The organism is Gracilibacillus oryzae (assembly GCF_009498735.1).
In the GTDB taxonomy this organism is placed as follows: Bacteria; Bacillota; Bacilli; order Bacillales; family Amphibacillaceae; genus Gracilibacillus; species Gracilibacillus oryzae.
On record NZ_ML762424.1, the window covers coordinates 65,089 to 85,717 of the forward strand.

A 20,629-nucleotide genomic window follows, 5' to 3' on the forward strand; every position below is an offset into this window, starting at 1 on the left:
CTTACTCTGCGAAGATCTTCGCCAGATTTTCTTCATAGTCTGGATAGACAATGCCTTTTTCTGTGATGATTGCTGTAATTAACGAACTATCTGTCACATCGAAAGCAGGATTATATGTTTTCACAGCTTCTGGCGCCATAGGTTCACTATACCATTTTGTCTTAATCTCTTCTTCTGGACGAAGCTCAATTTCGATATCTTCCCCAGTTTTTGATTTTAAGTCAATTGTGGACATTGGTGCACAAACATAGAAAGGAATACCATAATGTTTTGCCAGGATTGCCACACCTGATGTACCGATTTTGTTTGCGGCATCACCGTTTGCTGCCACACGGTCACAACCGACTAGCACTGCCTGCACCTTCCCTTGCTTCATGACAATTGATGCCATATTATCGCAAATAAGAGTCACATCAACCCCTGCCTGGTCTAATTCCCATGCCGTTAAGCGGGCACCTTGCAATAGTGGTCTCGTTTCATCTGCAAATACCTTAAAATCATAGCCTTTTTCCTGTCCCAGGTAAATCGGGGCAAGTGCAGTTCCATACTTTGCTGTCGCGATGGTTCCGGCATTACAGTGTGTTAATAAGCCCATACCTGGCTCTAATAACTCTAATGCATATTGACCGATCGCCTCACAAACCTCTTCATCTTCTTTCTTAATCAGATCAGCTTCTTCTTTTAACGCTTGCTTGATCTGATCAATGGATTGACCTTTCTCTCTCTCGAGTCTTGCTTCCATCCGATCAAGCGCCCAGAATAAATTTACAGCTGTCGGCCTTGAAGATGCTAACTTCTCCTTCATTTTGGAAAAAGTCTGAGCGAACTCCTCGTAACTGCTGGCGTCACTGTTTTTCGTCACTAAATAAATTCCATATGCCGCAGCAATTCCGATCGCAGGCGCTCCACGCACTTTTAAGTGATAGATCGCATCCCATACATCCTCAACAGTTTTCAATTCGAGGAAAACTTTTTTATTAGGCAGCTGGGTTTGATCAAGTAAAATAATTTGATCTTTTGCGTCATCCAGTTTGACTGACTCGATAACGGTAATATGTTCTGACATGGTGTATCCTCCTTATTGAAACACTTTCTTTACTTGATTGACAAAATCTGCACCATTAAGGTACTGATCTCTGTTTATGATAAATTGTTTGGCAATTGTTAAACAGTTTTCTTCTGCTTGTTGACGAGCCTTCTCGTCTTCAATTGAAGTAATGTCGGCAACTTTTGCCAGACCGATAATCCGGCGCGATAATTCTAACCCTGCAACTGCAGCTGTATCTTTCAAAATACTATTTAAATAGTAGTCATAAAAGCCGTCATATGTTGCGACAAGCTCTTTATCTGCTTCCTGCCACAGTTTACCGAATTTCTGTTTAAATAAGTCGATCACATCTTCTATCGTTGTTAGTATATAGGAAGTGAATTCATTTCTTTTTGACTCATCTGTCATTGTCGCTTGTCCATTGGCGAAAGCAAAAATTAAATTTGCCACAATATTACCTATATCATATCCTGCAGGCCCGTAAAAAGCGAACTCTGGGTCAATCACTTTTGTTTCTCCCTGTTTAATAAATACAGATCCTGTATGCAAATCACCATGAATCAAGGACTGGGCATTTGTTAAAAACTCAAATTTTAATTTTGCTGTTTCCAGACGTAAAGTATCATCTGCCCAGATTTCTTTCTCAACAAATGGGCGTGTCGCCGGGAACACTTCGTTACGCTCACAGTCATAAAATGGTTCTGTATAAACAAGATCTTCACTGATTTCACAAAGCTCAGGATTGATGAAGCTTTTCACCAGTTCTTTCTTTTCTTTATGATTCATAACAATATCGGAAGTTAATAATAATGTTTTTGCCATAAATGTTGTAATATGGTCTGCAAATTCAGGGAAAATTTCATGCTTAATTAAGGCTGCACGCATAATTTCATAATCAGACAGATCCTCCATGGCGAAGCAATTCATAATTGGATCATACTGATAAGTTTTCGGTGTGTGTGCTGGTACAAAATCATATTGAATTTTCAGAATATCACTTTCAATTCGATTGCGGTCTGGTGAAAGTTTAAATTCATCCGAAATACGGGCAATAGGTCCTGCCTGCTTCAGAATAATGGAATCTCCGTTTTTCTGATCAACAAGATGAAAAACATAATTTAAGTTTCCATCGCCAATTTCCTTGCATGTTAACTCTGCATCTTGTTTAAAGTAGCCAAGCTTTTCTTTGGCATATTCGATCGCCTGCTCTTCATTCATTGTAAAATATTTAGTAGAAAAGTCTGTCATACTAAACCCTCTCCTATTTCATTTTGTAATATGTTAGTGCAAGTGCTAAAGCAAACACTGTACCTTTGACAATGTCCATTGCATAATATGGCACAGACATCATGACTAATCCATTTGCCAAAATACCAATTAATACAGCCCCAACAAATGTTCCAAAAGCATTCGGTTTACCAGCCCCAAGCACAGATAAGCCGATAAATGCCGCAGCTACTGCATCCATTAAATAGTTGCCGCCAGCATTAATTTCTGCTGTCATTACCCTTGATGCTAAGACGATCCCGCCAATTGCTGCGAATAATGCTGATAACAGATATGCCAGAATCTTATATTTATTAACAGGAATACCTGATAACCTTGCTGCTTCCTGATTGCCGCCAATCACATACATATAACGGCCGTGCTTCGTATATGTTAAAAAAATATGTACAAGTATAACAATAGCAAACATTATGATAATGATGAATGGTACTTGTCCAATTTTTCCGAAAATTTCAGAAATAGTTCCTGTGGAATAAGACCCGTCAGGCATGATCATATTTTCGGAAATGGTTGCACTTCTTGTGTACGTTAAGGCAACACCCTGGATAACAAACATTGTTGCTAATGTTAACAGCATATCAGGTATTCGTACTTTTACAATAAGAAATGCATTTAAAAGTCCGACCAGGAGTGCACATAGCAATGCAACAGCTATAGCAACAACCGTTGATTGAGAATGCCAGACGAACATGGAGATAACAACAGCATTCGCTAATGAAGCAACAGAACCAATTGATAAATCAAATCCGTTAACAGACAATGAAATCGTAAGTCCAATTGCAATAATGGTAACAATACTGATAGATCTTAAGATATTAATCAGATTATTAACACTTAAAAATGACGGATTTGCCACCGAAAATACGATAATCAATACGACAATCGTAATGATCGTGCCATATTTATATAAAAACTGAAAGAAATCAAATCCACTCTTCTTTTCTTTTGGAGAAGACAGATTCGCTTCACTGGAATTTGAACTCATTCGTCCCTTCCCCCTGTCGAATAAAATAATAAATCTTCCTCTGTCACATCTTTTGTATTTACTTCTTTAACTACTTTTCCATCAAAAATGATATAGGCTCTGTCCGTAATTCCTTTTATTTCTGCCAGTTCACTAGATGCATAGATGATAGCTTTGCCTCGCTTGGCAAGTTCGAGAATCAATGTGAAAATATCTTTTTTGGAGCCAACATCCACTCCTTTTGTTGGTTCATCAAAAATATAAACATCTGCATCTGTCACAAGCCATTTGCCAATAGCTACCTTTTGCTGGTTACCGCCAGACAGGTTTTGCAGCTTTGTCTCAATCGTTGGTGTCTTAACCCCGAGCCTTTCCACCATCTGACTAGTAACCTTTCTCTCTTTGGAAAAATTCAGGAAAGAGAAAAATCTGGTAAAGTCTTTTAAATTAGCGGAAGTCATATTAGTGACGACATCTTCTTCCACTAATATTCCTTCTTTCCGTCTTTCTTCAGGTACAAATGCCAGTCCTGCTTTTGCAGCATGTGCTGGTATCTTTGGTTTGATTCTTTTGCCATGTAACGTAATCGATCCTTCTACTTTCTCTGAAGCCCCAAAAAGTGCTTTGCAAATCTCAGTTTTTCCTGCACCAACTAATCCAGCAAGTCCAATTACTTCCCCGCTTCGCACATGGAAGCTGACATCATTAACTTTATCTGCATCTCTTAATCTGTTTACTTCTAAGATAGACTCACCTGTCGTTTTTTCGATTACAGGAAATTGTTCATCCATTTTCTTACCAAGCATTTTTTCCACAATCTCATTCACTGTAACTGATTGAATCGTATCCTCACTAATAAACCTGCCATTTCGCATGACGGTAATATAATTACATATTTCAAAAAGCTCCTGCAGGCGGTGGGATATAAATATAACGGCAACATGCTCTTCCTGTAACTTTCTTACAATTCGAAATAACTGATCTGTCTCTGCTGTACTTAAAGGAGCTGTTGGTTCGTCTAAAATCAAGAAACGACACTTACTTGAAATAGCTCGTGCAATTAACACCATTTGTTTCTCTGCTAATGTTAATGAACTGACTAATTGCTTTGAGGAAACGTTAATACGCAGATCCTCTAACACTCTGCTCGCTTCCTGATGAATTTTTTGATAATTTACCCACTGGCTTTTTCCCATATCACTGACGAGATGATTCAGCATAATATTCTCTCCTACCGTTAGATATGGAATTAATGCCGTATCAACTTCCTGATAAACAATCTGAATACCGTGGGCTTTCGCATCTTTTGGTGAGCGTATCTCTACTTGTTTTCCATCTATTACGATTGTTCCTGAATAATGGGTATACGCTCCTGATAATACTTTCATCAACGTTGATTTTCCTGCACCATTTGCCCCAATCAATGCGTGAACATCCCCTGAATCAATTTGAAAAGTTGCCTGATCCAGTGCACGCACACCAGGGAAATCTATTGTTATATCTTTCATTTGCAATGCAATTGACATCATTTTCACCTACTTTGCTCTCAATTCGTTTAGCAAGGCATATGTAAAAGATAGAAAGCAAATGGCCGGACCATTGCTTTCTATCATGTTTGCTTTTTCGATTAATTTTCCTTTAATGTAACCATCCAGTCTTCAAGGAAGGCATCAGACTGCCCCCAGCCTTCGATAACTTCGCTTAATGTTTCCATGTTCACTTCCTCGCCGGAAGCATTTAATTCTTCCTGTGAAATTAAAGAAGGTTCTAAAGAGTATTCTTGTGGTGTTTCTTCACCTGCTAGTTTCTTTGCTAGTAATCTAACATTGACAGCACCGATTAATTTCGGATCTACAGCCGCTGTATATTTCCATGGACTTCCTTCTTGCTGCATTAATTGAAGATCAGCATTTGAGACATCAATACCGTAAATTGCAACTTCTTCACGTCCAGCTTCGATTAACGCACGTGTTGCTCCTGTCGCAAAAGCATCCCATGTAGCAAAGATTGCATCAAGTTCCCCTTCAGGCAATTCTGTTAACCATGCGGAAACAGCGTTTTGTGTTTTCATTTGCGGATCTGTTGCATCTCCAAAACGTTTTACTTCTTCAATACCCGGATTTTCTTCTAACACGCTAGTATACACATTATTTCTTCTTACCATTGGTGGAAATCCATCAACCCATAAATATCCGATTTTCGCCTCTGGGCCTTGTTCTTCCACTAATTTATCAAGTACGAGCTGTGCCAGTGCTTCATCGTTTTGTGAAGTTAATGTAACACCTTCCACATCTTTTAATTTTGGTTCAGAGTCAAATGTCACAACCTCGATCCCTGCATCTCTTGCCTGCTGAACCATTTCAACTGTTCTTGCATCATCACCGTGTGAGATAACAAGTCCATCATATTGCTGATCAATTGCCTGCTGAATAGTGTTGTAGAATGTCTCTGTGTCTCCGTTTGCAGAGAATGTATCTACTTCCATTCCTAATGCAGTTGCTTCCTGCTGTGCACCAGCAAGGAATTGGGCAGTATGGTCATCTCCGCCGATTTTGCGGACAACCATGATCTTTAATGCTTCCTCTGCCTGAAATGCTTCTGGTACTCCTTCCAAGTCAGCAGTATCACTTGGCTCTTCTGAACCGCTGTCAGATGATGATTCATCGCCAGTCCCACATGCTGCTAGTATTAACACGAAAAATGCTGCAAATAATAGCGCGAAAAGTTTTGAACCTTTCATACGAACTCCCCCTATATAGTATTATATTATGATAAACGTATCGATTTTTTGTTTGTAGTCGATACGGTATATCCATGATCTCACTTTAATAGAAACAAGGGGACTTGCCCCATGTTCCAATAAGAAATAGAAGCTTGTACTTTATCATGGTGAATGATCAGATTCTCTTCTGCTGCAGTTGTTTGATTACTTCTTGTGTTAGTAATTGAACGATGTCTTCTGTATTGTTCTCAGCCTGATTGGATGCTTTAGTCTGCTGGCTCATACCTGTTGCCTTTTGTAATGATTGATCCAAATCTTCATAAAGATCATCGATATTCTCCAGACCAACAGATAATCGCACCAAGTCTTCTGTTACACCTGTTGCTTCCAATTCTTCCTTCGATAATTGCAAATGGGTAGTTGTGCCTGGATGAATAATCAAGCTCTTTGCATCGCCTACATTCGCCAGATGTGACCATAACTGCATATTATTAATTAACGCACTTCCTGCTTCCCTGCCGCCTTTAATCCCAAACACAACGACAGAACCAAATCCATTCTCTAAATGCTTCTTGGCATATTGATGGGATGGGTGTGAAGCAAGACCAGGATAGCTTACCCAGCTTACTGCAGGATGGCGTTCCAGTCTTTGGGCTAAATCTAACGCGTTTTGATTATGACGTTCCACACGCAAATTCAATGTTTCCAGCCCTTGTAATAATTGAAACGCATTGAAAGGACTTAAACATGCGCCAAGGTCTCTTAATAACTGCACACGCAATTTCGTCGCAAATGCAATATCGCCAAAATCTTTTGCATAAACAATCCCGTTATAACTGCGGTCTGGTTCAATAAAGCCAGGAAACTTTGACTGATTCCAATTAAAATTCCCGCCATCTACAACGATACCGCCGATTGATGTACCATGTCCGCCAATCCATTTTGTTGCAGAATGTACGACAATATCTGCACCTTGTTCAATCGGACGGCAAACATATGGTGTCGCAAATGTATTGTCAACAATTAACGGAATGTTGGCATCATGGGCAATTTTCGATACTTCCGGAATATCCAGCACATGCAGACTTGGGTTACCAATCGTTTCTGCAAAGAGTGCCTTTGTTTTGTGATTAATGGCTTTCCTGAAATTATCTGGGTCTGTCGGATCAACAAAATGCACTTTAATTCCGTAGCGAGGTAAAGTTATCGCAAATAAGTTATATGTACCACCATAAAGATTGGTTGCTGCGACGATTTCATCACCTGCTGATGCAATATTCATAATCGCCATCGAAATACCTGCCATACCAGAAGCGGTGGCAACAGCAGCTGCTCCCCCTTCCAGCAATGCCATTCTTTTTTCAAATACATCTAAAGTCGGATTCATTAATCGACTGTAAATATTTCCATTCTCTTGCAGCGAGAATAATTTCTCTGCATGATTTGTATCTTCAAACACGTATGAAGTTGTTTGATATATCGGTACAGCACGCGATCCTGTTGTCGGATCAGGTGTCTGCCCGCCATGTAATAATAACGTTTCTAAACGTTTATTGTTCATAAATGAAACCTCCAAAACTGTTCGACTATTTGACTAAGGATATCATACCATAAATTTTCAGAATTTTGTCGAAATTTTTCACATACTTATTAACCAATAATTAAACGAATCGCTCCAATTACCGCAAATGCTAAGACAAGGATCTGAAACAAGCGCTGCGGAATGATTTTCAGCACGCTTACACCTATAACAGCACCTGCCAGGACAGCAGGTATCAGCCATAAATTAAACAGAATTGAATCTGCTGTAATGATGCCTAATGAAATATAAAATGGTACTTTTATGACGTTAACCATAAGGAAAAACCAGGCACCCGTTCCAACAAACTCTTTTTTCGGCAGGCCTTTGACAAGAAAATAAATCGCCATAACACCACCTGCTGTATTGCCAATCATTGTGGCAAATCCAGCTAATACGCCCATTGTAAAAGTAAACAGTTTCGATTCTGGCAAAAGCTGATTAAATCTTTCCCCTAATCGGTCCCTGCTGATATGGAGAACAATCAAAACAAGGATTAGAATCCCGATCATCGGCTTTAATTGCTCACTTGTAACAAAACTCAGTATACCATATCCTGCTATAATACCAACCAAAACAGATGGAATTAAAGAGAAAAGATATTTCCAGACAACATTTTTGCGGTAATAAGTGACAGCAAATAAGTCACCGGCAATTAACAATGGAAGTAAAATTCCGACAGATTCTCTTGCAGGGAAGATAATCATAAAGATTGTTACAACAAGAATTCCCATGCTTGCTACACCTGCTTTAGAAAATCCTAATAACAGTGCAGAAAAAATAACGACAATCCATTCCATTAAGGTTAAATCAAACATGCTTCTCCACCTTTCAAGCTATTACACTATTAGATTTACAATCAGCCAGATTAAGATAAAACTGATCATCATTGTCATGTTCGATACCGTACCGACAAGACGCTGATTATATCCAAAAAGGATCGAATATGGTAAAACAGACATCGATGTTGGCAAAATAAAGCCAATTAACAATGTAAAACGAAACATTTCATCAGCAGGAAGGAAATAATAACTTAATAAACCAAGTGCTAATCCGATTCCATACTTTGTTACTAGAAATGATGTGATTAATTTGCCATATCCTTTCGCAAAGGAGAAATTCAAATAAAGACCAAGTAATAATAAGGATAAAGGCATATTTGCCATTGATATCACACTGGAAACATCCACAACAAAATCAGGGAGACTAAAATCAAAAACGCTTAGTAAACACATAATAATATAAGTTTGCAAAGGGATGGATTTAGCCAATTTATAGATAATTCCTCTTGTTTCCAACATACCGTTATTCTCTGAATAAATTCCTGCAATAATATAACTGAGCCCAAATACGATAAACGCATTCCCGACATCAAACATGCCAAAATACTTTAACCCTTCAAAACCAAAGAGCCCTTCCACTAATGGATAAGCAAACAGGCCAATGTTTAAGCCAGGCACCATCATACTGAACATGCCACGATCATGTCTTGATTGTTTTCTAAAGATAAATAATGCGATAAATCCACCCATAATTCCATAAACAAATGAAATCACGATTAAGTAGAATAAAGAAGAAGTAAATTCAACATCACTAAAAGTAACAATAATAAGACTCGGCAATGTGATATTAAAGATGATTCGAGCGACGCCTTCCCCATCTGATTCTTTTACGATATTCGCCTTTTTCAGCAGAAAACCGATTGCTATAATAAGTACTGAAATGAAAAACTGTTCATTAAATCCACTCATATGCTGCTCCTTCTCTTTTTATCTGAAAATGGTGCCAAATGCACATAAGTATATACTAACAGAATACAGACACAATGTAATATTCTATTTTTGACAGGATACCTGATAAGTTGTACGATGATAATGGTTGAAAATGGTATAATGTTGCTATAATCAGCAGTGGTTAATGCAGACGTTCAGCACTGTGATAATTCAGTTCCTCTTTCAACTTTAATTTTACATAATACTTCTAGCAGTGGGGGGGAATGGGCGAATGATTTCATAACGGTCATCGCCTAATATCAATGGGAGAAACATGGTATTTTATCGACTCAGGCAAATGTCATCCTGCTTATAATATGGCGGTTGATGAATGTCTGTTAAATTGGCACAGCAAGGGAGAGATCCCGCCAGTCATCCGTTTTTATGAATGGGAGCCTGCAGGATTATCTGTCGGGTATTTCCAAAAAACAACAAATAAGATTGATTTAGACGCATTAAAAAAGCAGAATATTCCGCTAGTTCGAAGGTTAACTGGAGGAAGAGCAGTACTGCACGACAAGGAACTGACATATAGTGTGGTTGTTTCAGAAGATCATCCGGACATGCCGCATTCGGTAAAGGATGCTTATCGGGTGATATCTCAAGGTCTTCTGGAAGGTTTTCACCTGCTGGGGGTTGATGCTTCATTCGCTATCCCTGAAGGAAAACTGGAAACAACGCAATCCGCTGTGTGCTTTGAAGAACCTTCCTGGTATGAATTAGTGATCGATGGCAAAAAAGCAGCAGGCAGTGCGCAGACAAGGCAAAAAGGAGTTATTTTGCAGCATGGGTCGATTCCGATTACGATCGATGATGACAAATTGTATGATTTTTTCCTTTATTCAAATGAAAAGGTAAAAGAAAGGGCAAAGAAAGCTTTTAAAGATAAGGCTGTTGCTATTCAAGATGTGTTATCCAAAAAAGTCACAATGGAAGATACCAAAAAGGCATTTCACCAAGGTTTTGCAAAAGGATTAAATATTGATTTCGTTGCATATGATTTTTCAGAGTCCCAATTAAAAGAAATTGACGAACTGATGAAAACAAAGTATATGGATGATTCCTGGAACTTATCTAGATAGGAGACGATGTTGATGGCAAATAAAGAAGAACACTTACGTAAACCAGAATGGCTGAAAATTAAAATTAACACAAACAAATCTTATAACAAATTAAAACACTTAATGCGTGATAAAAGACTAAACACTGTCTGTGAAGAAGCGAAATGCCCGAATATCCACGAATGCTGGAGTGAGCGCCAGACAGCGACATTTATGATTTTAGGGGACACTTGTACAAGAGGCTGTCGTTTCTGTGCAGTAAAAACCGGTCTGCCGAATGAATTAGACTGGGGCGAACCGGCACGTGTTGCTGAATCTGTAGAGATCATGGGTCTGAAACACGTTGTGGTAACAGCTGTTGCCCGTGATGACTTAAAAGATGGCGGTGCAGCTGTATTCGCGGAAACAGTACGTCAAATTCGCGAAAGAGTACCAGGCTGTTCGATTGAAATATTGCCTTCTGATATGAAAGGTGATTATGAAAGCTTACATACATTAATGGACGGTCAGCCAGACATTTTTAACCACAATATTGAAACAGTAAGACGGTTAACCAAAAAAGTCCGTGCTATTGCGATGTATGATCGTTCATTGGAATTATTACGCCGTGTAAAAGAAATTGCTCCTAATACTCCGACTAAGTCAAGCATTATGGTTGGTTTAGGTGAAACAAAAGAAGAAATTATTGAAGCAATGGATGACCTTCGAGCAAACAATGTAGATATTATGACAATCGGTCAATACCTGCAGCCAACGAAAAAGCATTTGAAGGTGGAACGTTATTATCATCCAGATGAATTCAAAGAATTAAAAGAGATCGCATTTTCAAAAGGATTCAAACATTGTGAAGCCGGGCCACTTGTTCGTTCGTCTTATCATGCGGATGAGCAAGTAAACAAATCAACAGCACAACGCCGCTTGAATTATGTGAAAGGCTATGAGGAAACAAGCGGAGAAAAGCTGACAAACCTTACATTTTAATAAAGGAGCATATCAATGGCAGAGTCTAAAGCATTGTTTTTAGATATTGATGGTACCATTTTGCGGGAAGACCATTCCATTGAAGATTCTACTAAAATTGCAGTAAAACAAGCACAATCTCAGGGAATAGAAGTATTTCTGGCAACAGGAAGACCCTTACATGAGATTAGTGATATCGCAGAAGCGCTAAATATTACATCCTTTATCGGTTACAATGGTGCTTACGCCCTTTATCAAGATCAGGTGCTGGTTAATGAAACAATGCCTGCTGAAATGATTGAACATTACTTAAAGGTTGCAAAAGAAAACAATCATGAATTGATCTTATATACAAATAAATTGAATTTGTTAACATCTTTAGATAAGGAAGTTGTCAAGCAGTTTATTGACTATTTTCACTTAGGGGATGTCCAGCTCTATTCCGAAGAATTTGCCAATGATATTCTTGGTATTACCATTATGAATGTAAAACCAAAAGAGCCGGCATTATACAACCTGGATGGAGATGAGATTTACTTATCCCAAGTTAATGTAAAAGGGATGGAGCATTGCTATGATGTTATCAGGGAGAATGTCAATAAAGGAATTGCAGTTGAAAAAATCCTGATAGAACTGAATATTTCACCAGATGAAGCAATAGCATTTGGTGATGGTATGAATGATAAACAAATGCTTGCATATGTCGGCAACAGTTTTGCCATGGGAAACTGCCATCCGGAATTACTGAAACATTCCAGGTATCAGACTAGTTCTGTTGAAGAATCCGGGATCTATAATGGATTGAAGACACTGGGAATAATTAAAGATGATGATTAACCATAAACAAAAAAAGAGCAAAGTATAAATCAGGTTGGGTTACCAGCCTGGTTTTTACTTTGCCTGCAGTGAAAGCACACCTTAAATGGATTGGGGAGCAACTAGCATCATACATATAAGCTGAAAAAAGTGGACTAAGTATTTTTTAACTTACATGTAACAACTAGGTGTTATCCATACTATAGCAAACGAATAATCCGTTGCCTCTTCTCTTGTCATAATATCTTACACTCTTTTTCCCCACAATTGTTAACCGCCCATTTTTCATAAATATAGACATTTACCCTAACCGATTAGACGAATTGACATACATTAATTAGTGAAAACAATGAAGGAGGTTGATATTTGTGAGTTACTACGGATGTAATCCATGTGGAGGATACGGCAGTGGATACGGTGGCGGCTACGGTTATGGTGGCGGTTACGGAAGCGGATTTGCTTTGATCGTTGTACTATTTATCTTATTGATCATTGTAGGTGCTTCATTCTACAGCTAATTTAGTTAACATTGCAGCGCCCGAGTAATCGGGCGCTGCAATTTGTTATCCACTATATATTACGTTCATTCAGGATCCGTACTTCATATACTCCTCCGGCAATCTTATCCTTGTCTGCCTGGAATTTTACCCGTACTTTATCTTTCCCTTCTGTTAATTGACCTGGGATTGGATAGCTGACAGTAAATAGTTGACCTGGCTTATTGTTATCAAGCGTTTGTTCACCAATCTTCTCTTCATCAACCAGAATGGAGAATTCTCGCTGCATCCATTTCCCATCAGTATGCATCGGCATATCCCCGCCAAAATAAGTAACTAGTACAAACATTTCTCTTGATGGATCTACATTCATTTCATAACTGAAGAATCCGCCATCTTTTGCATCCCGATAACCACTATGAACAACATTCAAATAACCAGAGGAAGAATTATCTGATTCCATCTGATGATCAACTTCCGGCTGCTGCTCATGTGGTGTAACAACATCAACTGTTACCTTCTGAATGCGGTCACGCAATGCTTTTTCCTCGTCAACAAAATTCTGGAAGCTTTCTTCATTCATGATATTCCAGTAAATTGTATATCTTTCATGGTGAATATCATAGAATGGCTTCAGTGTGAGCTTTTGATCACCTGGCTGTCCGACAGCATCCGTTTCAAAAATCAGTTTTTCTTTATCCTTCACATGAATCCACTGATCTAACTTATCTTTATTTGTAACAAGTGCAGGCACCTCAATTAACGGATAATTATTTAATGCCTGATGATCCTCTAATATGTCTGTTTCAGGGTAATTTTCCCGGCCTAATGCACCAGCAAGAACGACAGGACCATACATAATCACCTGTTTTTTCGGATCATCTTTTGCAATATATTTGTGTAAGTTCATTGGTGTCTTCATCTTTAATTGATCACCATTTTGCCAGTTTTCTTCAATAAAAAGATAACCACTTTCTTCAGTATAGTGAATTTTCTTGCCATTATGTTCAATTACTATTTCTTCAGCTAACCAGTATGGTTTTCGAATCGCAATCTTTGTTTCCGGAGTTATTTTCTCCAGCGATAATTCTGTCTCATCTACTTGCGGGAAGTCTGTTTGCTGGCTGATGTTGATATTGTCTGTTTCATAATTAGCAGAAATAAATAAATTCACATAGACCGTATGATCTTGTTTGGAAATAATGCCGCGATTATATCTTGCAGGGTTTTCCATCCCTGTTCCAGTACAACACCAGAACGAATGATCTTTTGAATTATACACCTTAAAATGACCTGGCTCTGAAGAAACAAAATATGTCTTCATTCCTGATTCAGGATCCTGCGATGCCAAGATATGGTTGTATAATGCTTTTTCATAAAAATCATAAAATTTACCCTCATGAGACCAGCCAAACAGTAATTCTGTCAATTTCAGCATATTGTACGTATTACATGTCTCTGTTGTTAATACACCAAGCTCTTCCGCATTCTCCGGTCCAAAGTGTTCCCGAATGCTGTTTCCGCCAATCGCATATGTGCGATACTGAACAACTTGGTCCCAGAAAAATGTGGCGATTGCTTTATATTTTTCTTTTCCGGTAATATTATATAATTTTGCTACACCAATTATTTTCGGGATTTGTGTATTGGCATGCTTGCCTTCCAAGTCGTCTTTTTCTATAGCAAGTGGTTCCAGTACATGCTCGTGATAAAATTTCTCGGCAAGTTCTAGATATCTCTCATCTTTCGTAATATTGTATAGATCAGCAAACGACTCATTCATTCCACCGTGCTCACATGTTAACATTTTCTGAAATTGTTCATGAGTCAGGTTTTTCAAGCCATTGTAAGCCCAGTCTGCCATCTTAGTTACAATTTGCAGTGCCCTTTCGTCGCCTAATAATTGATAAATATCTATTAAACCTGCATATATTTTATGAATCGAATACCAGGGAACCCAATAACCAGCAAGACTGAAATGCTCGACTTCAAATTCACCTGTAAAAACCTGATCAAAGCCTGCGCGTGAAAAGCCGCTCAGATAACCATCCTCATCAAATGATTGGACGCGCTCTAATTCTGTCAGCGCATAGTCTAATTTTTCTTTAAGCTGCGGATCATGGGTGACAGCATACATCTGGGCAGCAGCAGAGAGCCAGTGACCAATGGAATGTCCTGCAATCGGCGTTTTTTCCCAGCCGCCATATCTTTCATTTTTTGCTGGCTGATTTACCGCTTCATAGCATGGCGCTATTAATCTATCAACATCTAAGTATAGTAAATATTCTTTCCCTTTTTCCTGGGATTGTTTAAATAAACCTTCTTTTAATATTATTTTTTCAAATGACAATACCTCCATTGTAAGTGCTTTATTTTAGTATGAAGGTTATAATAGAAAAAGTACATTTCATTTTATCGGAATACCTATCTTTTTTTTGGATTTATAAGTATGATAGTAACAAGGGGGAATTATTGTGGAACATCAAATCGAAATAGCAACTAATTCTTTACCATTAATTCATGAGGTTGGCTATGTCCGAGATGATAAAGGAGTATTTCTCCATCCAGATCGGGTTATGTCAGATTTACATGTATTTATTTATGTGGTCAGCGGCAGATTAAAGGTAATTGAAGAAGGAATATCTTATGACTTAACGAAAGGTTCCTATCTTTTTCTTTGCAAAAACAAGCATCATTGGGGAGAAGAATTTTACGAACAGGGCTCCGCATGGTTCTATATTCATTTTTACAGTAAAGACATTGATAATAAACAAAAAACATTTTCTACCTATCGCCAGACATCCATTATTCCCAGTAAGCTATATGATACAACCCTCCCCTTGCCAAAAAGCGGGGTCACAGACCAGATCACTTATATAGAATCGAAACTGGAACAGATAATGGAGATATTTGAATCACCCCATCCTTTGCGTCCGATTAATGCAAGCATGGAGATATATGAACTATTTCTGAAACTTTATATGGAAAAAAGAACAGATTCCTATTCAACTACCAATCGGATTGTCACAAAGATGATTGACTTATTTCATAAGAATAAAGAAAAAAAGTTGACAAGCAATCAGATTGAACAGGAATTAGGGATGAACTATTCCTATTTATCTTCCCTTTTTAAAAAACATACAGGTAAAAGCATCACTCAATATCAAAATGAAATATTAATTGAACACGCCATTCAGTTGTTTAAAAATGAGAATTACAATGTTTCGGAAGTTAGTGACAGATTAGCTTTTTCCAACCCTTTTTATTTTAGCAGAGTTTTCAAGAAAGTAACCGGAGTTGCTCCAACTACTTATCTGGAACGGATTTACCGGAGATGAGATTAAATAGAAGAGGTTTGGACAAATGGATATTGTGCAAAGTATAATCCGAATGTTTATTCGCAAACATTCGGATTATTTATTCCTGTCTTTATTTTCCGACATTACTCTAATGAGAACTCCTTCTTCTCATTTGAAGATTAAGAACAAATCTCCTGCAGCAGAGAAGGAGATTATTTGTTGTGAGGAGCCGATAGATTCTTCCTCGTTACGCTATTTTTCTTTCTTCACTCGTTATCGATAATAATCTGGCTTTCTCTAGTCTTCTGCGGACGATAATCCCGATCCAGCTTGCTAAGACAGCTTTCATTATTCCGACAATGATAAAAGGATATACCCCTGTAGCCATGGCAGCATTCCATGACATATCTGCAATATATTTTAACTGAACTACTCCAAAGGTTAAGGTGATAATCATGCCGATAATATTCGCAAAAATCGCGACTGGAATAGTAAATTTTGTCTTCTCCAAAATCCATCCAGTAACAAATGCTGTAAAAATAAATCCGATAATAAACCCTCCAGTTGGGCCGGCAATAATCTGCGGACCGCCGGAAAATCCAGAAAATACAGGCAATCCAATTGCACCAAGCAGCATGTAACAGATCATGGAAAGACTTCCCAGTCTGCTCCCTATAATGGTTGCTGTTAAGCCGACTGCCAATGTTTGCCCACTAAAAGGCACAATAGATACATCGAATTGCACCTGTGCGAGAATTGCTGTGATCGCTGCAAAAATACTAGATAAAATAATTCCTCTTAAATTGTTTGATTGCATTAGCACACCTCTTTGTATACTTTTAATTAATTTTAGTTAACGTTAACTTATATGTTTTATAAGTTAACATAAAAACGGAATAGTTGCAATATATTTTCTGACTATTATCTTTTAGTGTTAGTAATGATGCCGGCCGGTAGTGAAGGGATAGCTGTTCCTATATTTTGCTAACAATTGCTCAATGTAAAATTGGATTTTCCCCACCACTGTTTGGCATTGAAACGGCTACTCCGATTTGCACCTTCATAAAAAAAGAACTCCCATTTTATCTGGAAGTTCTTTCTTCATTGCGCGTACCGTGCTGCATATAGGCATCTGATGCTTGCTCATGTGTTTGGGATAAAGCCTGGCTCAGTTCATCATCTTTCGTGTAATCTTCTGTAGTATAATTACGTTCTGCAATTTGGTTGCTTTTTTTATTTATTTTATTATTTTTCACAATAACCACCTCTGGATATAGGTTGTGAAAAATATAGCCAATTATGCGTTATGACGATAGTTTGATTAATTTATTTTCATACACACTGCTTTTGCCTGATTGATTTGTCATCCGGTAAAAATCAATGATTGCCATTAATGCTTCTTCTTTTAATCCTTTATCTTTTACTTTTTCCACAACCGCTGTACCTTGTTTATAATAGACTTCTGCTTTGGATAAATCCCCCATCTCACGGTAGCAGTAGGCTAAACGAATAGCAGCTAATCCTTTTTCTTCGCGGCAATTAGAACCCAACTTATTATATATGTTTAAAGCTTCACTATATCTGACTAATGCATTATTAATATCTTCTTGAACCAGATAATTATAAGCAATTGCCTGTAAAGTGTTCGCATATGCCAATGTCCTTGTCTTTCCTTCTGCATCCAACCCTTGCAGGAAGCTTGTATACATTTCAAAGGCCAGCTCATAATTCTTTTGGTCTGAATAAATTTTTCCTAAAGCGTAAAGGAATTGCATCCTTATCTTTGGATAGTCAGCAGATAATGGAAGACCTTTTTCCAAGAAAGATTGTGCCTCTTCTTTTTGTGCTGTCTTCAAATAAAGTGTGCCGAGTTTTGCATGAAGAAATACAACTAGAAAAGGCTCTTCCACTACACATAAGGCGTCTTTATAATATTTTATCGCTCGCGGAAATGCCCCAAGTGTTTCTTCAATTTCTGCCAGGAGCATTGATCCTCTAATAAATAGCGGATTTTCCTCCTTCACACGTTCCATGCCTTCTATAATCGTTTTGCGTGCCTTTTTCAAATCTGTATGAAAAGATAATTCACCGATTTTTATTAAAAGTAAGGCTTTTTCTTCCTCTTTCAAGAACTGACTATTTGTTTCAAAATGTTTTTCATGTAGACGAATCGCCAACTCTGGCTGCTCTAACCCGATATAAACATCTGCCAGCTGATCATTTACCCGCAACACTCGTGGATCTTTCCCATCTAGCACTTCCAGGAAAAGTTTCTGCGCCTGTTCTAATTGAGTATGTGCCTGATGATATTCCCCTTCTCTGAAGAAGAGCCACCCTATACGCTGGCAGACACTTGCTATTGCTTCTATCGGCTTATTATTTTTCTCCAGGTATTGCAACACTTTAGCCAAAGTCATTCGTGCCTGGTTATACTGTTTAAACTGTTCCGCTAATTTGGCAAAAGCCGAATGCGCCTCCAGCCAGACTTTTTCTGATTCTGTATTAGTATAGCGGTTTTTTGTTGCCTGCTGGAAGTGGTGGGATGCTAATGCATAATTATCTTCTTCCATATAAAACCGAGCAATTTTATCATGAAGGTACAAACGATCTACACCGCTTAAGCTCTCGTCTTTCACCTGATTTTCTAAGTTAATAATTGCGGAAGTCTTCATTCAAAATCACCACCTTATGCTTGTTTTTTCACTTGGCGTTTGTCACAGCGCTAACCGTCTGTAATCCCCCCTTCAAGTCTCGAGTAACACTAATATGGTAAGAGGGGAATAACAGACGCTAAGCATCCTGATAAGTTTCGCTAATGATCAGTGGGGGATATAAAATCCCCCCACTGATCAAAGTCTCGCTTTATAAATCACGAAGCTTCTTGATAAGTATCTTACAGGAAAACTGAAAACGTGAACCATTCTGGTAAACGGCCAAATCGATGCAAAGGCATAATTCGCAATCAAATGGATCTTAAACCAGACCGGGACTTCAGCCATTAATTCTGGCTGAACATTGAAAACGAACAGTCCGCGAAACCATGGCGCTATTGTTGTCCGATAATCAAATCCATGGGAATCAACATTTAAAAAAGTAGCGGAAAGGCCTGATATGATGACAACCATTAAGAAAAACAGGACAGCCCAGTCACCTTTTGATGTTGTTTTCATAATCCGTTTGACAGATAATCTGCGATAGCACAAAATAGCTAAACCGATCACAGCAACTATCCCTGCTGGTATCCCGAAAACCAGTGCCATTACATGGTATTGATGTTCCGTAACACCAAGTGAATTATACACACTTACAGGTACAAGGATTCCGAGAAAGTGGCCGCCTAATACCATAAATATTCCGAAATGAAACATTATCGATCCGATACGAAGATACTTTTTCTCTAAAAATTCACTGGACTTGGAGGACCAGCCAAATTGATCTTTTTGGTACCTGTAAATATGGCCGCCGATAAAAATCGTTAAAACAATGTATGGAATAATTCCCCATAAGAGCCAATCTATTGAGTTATTCATACCTATCTTCCTTTCTAGCCTAACTGATTGCGAATCAGCTGGTCTCTCATCGTTTGCATGATCCGTGCATCTTCTAATGACAATGGCTGTTCCTGGTACATCTTTCCGACTTCTTCTACTTGCATGCCTTCTTCTTTCATCACACCAAGCAATGCTTCCAACACCTTAGCATAGTGGCTGTTAAATTCAGCAAGTTTTTCTTTTGTTTCCACAATAGCCAATGTATATTTTTCTAATAAATCACAGCGGATTTCTTTACTTACTTGGGAACAAAACTCTAACATGACTGGTAAGTAATCGGGGAGCTCTTTATCTGTTACTTCAAATCCTGCTGTTTGATAATAATTCTTTAAACGCAGTAATTCGAGGCCACGCTCTTTCTGTTCACCAAGTTTTAAATATGTCATATATAAATTAGAAGTTTTGCCAAAATCAAATACTTCAATATAATGTTCCACCCATTGCTCTTTGTTCCAATCAGTGATGGAGTGGAGGAAGTCTGTCAGCGATCTGCTAACAGACCCTGTCTCGATTTCGTGTATAAATGCTTCGATTTCCTCCATTGCCAGCATGTGCTCATCTGTCGGATAACGGAGCAAGAAACTGATCAGTTGGTAGGTTGGTGCGATAAATTCCTGCTTCATGTGCTTCTGCCTCCTTAAGATAAAACACCACAGCTGCCTGGTCCGCCAGCAAAGTCAAGACCACATGCTCCTTGGTCATCATATAAGTCACGTACTTCTTCACGGTGGCTTTTCGGTATAACAAAACGATCATCATATTTGGCAATTGCTAATAAACGGTACATTTTGCGAATTTCTTCTCGATCAAGTCCAAGATCAAGAATAATTTCATCATCAAACGTTTTGCCTGTTGTTTCCGCACGCATAAAGCTTCTCATTACCGCCATTTTCTTCAGTACAGTTCGGATATGATCCTGATTACCTGCTGTTAACAGGTTGGCAAGATACTCAATTGGAATCCGCATATCATCAATCGCAGGGAAAATATCGTCAACATCTGCAGTGCTTCCTTTTCCTTCAATCATATTCATCACAGGACTTAATGGCGGAATATACCAAACCATTGGCATT

18 protein-coding genes and 2 pseudogenes are annotated in these 20,629 nt (G+C 38.3%); 5 read left to right on the top strand and 15 right to left on the bottom strand.

Annotated features, from left to right (window positions below; all coding sequences use genetic code 11):
- Position 1: 1 nt before the first annotated feature.
- The 8 genes and pseudogenes from mtnA to F9U64_RS00380 form a co-directional block, all read right to left on the bottom strand.
- The gene (mtnA, locus tag F9U64_RS00345; RefSeq protein ID WP_153400792.1) at positions 2-1,066 is read right to left on the bottom strand and encodes an S-methyl-5-thioribose-1-phosphate isomerase; all 1,065 of its coding nucleotides are present in this window, start codon (positions 1,064-1,066) and stop codon (positions 2-4) included.
- A gap of 12 nt (positions 1,067-1,078) precedes the next feature.
- Complete coding sequence (gene mtnK, locus F9U64_RS00350) at positions 1,079-2,296, bottom strand: S-methyl-5-thioribose kinase (RefSeq protein ID WP_153400793.1); 1,218 nt, start codon at positions 2,294-2,296, stop codon at positions 1,079-1,081.
- A 13-nt stretch (positions 2,297-2,309) separates the two neighbouring features.
- Positions 2,310-3,320 (bottom strand): ABC transporter permease, encoded by a 1,011-nt coding sequence (locus F9U64_RS00355; RefSeq protein ID WP_153400794.1) that lies wholly within the window; start codon positions 3,318-3,320, stop codon positions 2,310-2,312.
- Positions 3,317-4,825, bottom strand: coding sequence for a sugar ABC transporter ATP-binding protein (locus tag F9U64_RS00360; RefSeq protein WP_153400795.1), 1,509 nt, complete (start codon positions 4,823-4,825; stop codon positions 3,317-3,319). The genes F9U64_RS00355 and F9U64_RS00360 overlap by 4 nt, the downstream gene beginning before the upstream one ends.
- A 101-nt stretch (positions 4,826-4,926) precedes the next feature.
- Positions 4,927-6,039 (bottom strand): sugar ABC transporter substrate-binding protein, encoded by a 1,113-nt coding sequence (locus F9U64_RS00365; RefSeq protein WP_153400796.1) that lies wholly within the window; start codon positions 6,037-6,039, stop codon positions 4,927-4,929.
- 258 nt (positions 6,040-6,297) lie between these two features.
- Positions 6,298-7,582, bottom strand: a pseudogene (locus F9U64_RS00370) (O-acetylhomoserine aminocarboxypropyltransferase/cysteine synthase family protein); the annotation flags it as partial.
- A gap of 89 nt (positions 7,583-7,671) precedes the next feature.
- Positions 7,672-8,418, bottom strand: coding sequence for a sulfite exporter TauE/SafE family protein (locus F9U64_RS00375; RefSeq protein ID WP_153400798.1), 747 nt, complete (start codon positions 8,416-8,418; stop codon positions 7,672-7,674).
- A 21-nt stretch (positions 8,419-8,439) separates the two neighbouring features.
- Positions 8,440-9,351, bottom strand: coding sequence for an AEC family transporter (locus F9U64_RS00380; RefSeq protein WP_153400799.1), 912 nt, complete (start codon positions 9,349-9,351; stop codon positions 8,440-8,442).
- A 284-nt stretch (positions 9,352-9,635) separates the two neighbouring features.
- On the opposite strand from F9U64_RS00380, the gene F9U64_RS00385 reads away from it, so the two are divergent.
- The 4 genes from F9U64_RS00385 (at position 9,636) to F9U64_RS00400 (ending at position 12,727) form a co-directional block, all read left to right on the top strand.
- Positions 9,636-10,454 (top strand): lipoate--protein ligase family protein, encoded by an 819-nt coding sequence (locus F9U64_RS00385; RefSeq protein WP_153400800.1) that lies wholly within the window; start codon positions 9,636-9,638, stop codon positions 10,452-10,454.
- Between the two features lie 12 nt (positions 10,455-10,466).
- A complete protein-coding gene (lipA, locus tag F9U64_RS00390) occupies positions 10,467-11,414 on the top strand; it encodes a lipoyl synthase (RefSeq protein WP_153400801.1) in 948 nt (315 codons plus the stop codon).
- A 15-nt stretch (positions 11,415-11,429) separates the two neighbouring features.
- Positions 11,430-12,230: an HAD family hydrolase gene (locus F9U64_RS00395; RefSeq protein WP_153400802.1), complete on the top strand. Its 801-nt coding sequence runs from the start codon at positions 11,430-11,432 to the stop codon at positions 12,228-12,230.
- A gap of 347 nt (positions 12,231-12,577) precedes the next feature.
- Positions 12,578-12,727, top strand: a complete 150-nt coding sequence (locus F9U64_RS00400; RefSeq protein WP_153400803.1) for a YjcZ family sporulation protein — start codon at positions 12,578-12,580, stop codon at positions 12,725-12,727.
- 52 nt (positions 12,728-12,779) lie between these two features.
- Here F9U64_RS00400 and F9U64_RS00405 read toward each other — a convergent pair whose 3' ends face one another.
- Positions 12,780-15,056 carry a beta-L-arabinofuranosidase domain-containing protein gene (locus F9U64_RS00405; RefSeq protein ID WP_407647251.1) on the bottom strand — a complete coding sequence of 759 codons (2,277 nt, stop codon included), beginning with the start codon at positions 15,054-15,056 and terminating at the stop codon, positions 12,780-12,782.
- A gap of 124 nt (positions 15,057-15,180) precedes the next feature.
- On the opposite strand from F9U64_RS00405, the gene F9U64_RS00410 reads away from it, so the two are divergent.
- Positions 15,181-16,044 (top strand): AraC family transcriptional regulator, encoded by an 864-nt coding sequence (locus F9U64_RS00410; RefSeq protein WP_153400805.1) that lies wholly within the window; start codon positions 15,181-15,183, stop codon positions 16,042-16,044.
- Between the two features lie 208 nt (positions 16,045-16,252).
- On the opposite strand, the gene F9U64_RS00415 is transcribed toward F9U64_RS00410, so the two are convergent.
- From F9U64_RS00415 to narH, 6 genes and pseudogenes are all read right to left on the bottom strand, one after another.
- Positions 16,253-16,822, bottom strand: coding sequence for a biotin transporter BioY (locus tag F9U64_RS00415; protein WP_153400806.1), 570 nt, complete (start codon positions 16,820-16,822; stop codon positions 16,253-16,255).
- Positions 16,823-17,087: 265 nt separating this feature from the next.
- The gene (locus F9U64_RS00420; protein ID WP_228275533.1) at positions 17,088-17,261 is read right to left on the bottom strand and encodes a YozQ family protein; all 174 of its coding nucleotides are present in this window, start codon (positions 17,259-17,261) and stop codon (positions 17,088-17,090) included.
- Between the two features lie 48 nt (positions 17,262-17,309).
- A complete protein-coding gene (locus F9U64_RS00425; RefSeq protein ID WP_153400807.1) occupies positions 17,310-18,677 on the bottom strand; it encodes a tetratricopeptide repeat protein in 1,368 nt (455 codons plus the stop codon).
- 177 nt (positions 18,678-18,854) lie between these two features.
- A complete protein-coding gene (narI, locus tag F9U64_RS00430) occupies positions 18,855-19,535 on the bottom strand; it encodes a respiratory nitrate reductase subunit gamma (RefSeq protein WP_153400808.1) in 681 nt (226 codons plus the stop codon).
- A gap of 14 nt (positions 19,536-19,549) precedes the next feature.
- Positions 19,550-20,179 (bottom strand): nitrate reductase molybdenum cofactor assembly chaperone, encoded by a 630-nt coding sequence (gene narJ / locus F9U64_RS00435; RefSeq protein WP_153400809.1) that lies wholly within the window; start codon positions 20,177-20,179, stop codon positions 19,550-19,552.
- A gap of 14 nt (positions 20,180-20,193) precedes the next feature.
- Positions 20,194-20,629, bottom strand: a pseudogene (gene narH, locus F9U64_RS22725) (nitrate reductase subunit beta); the annotation flags it as partial.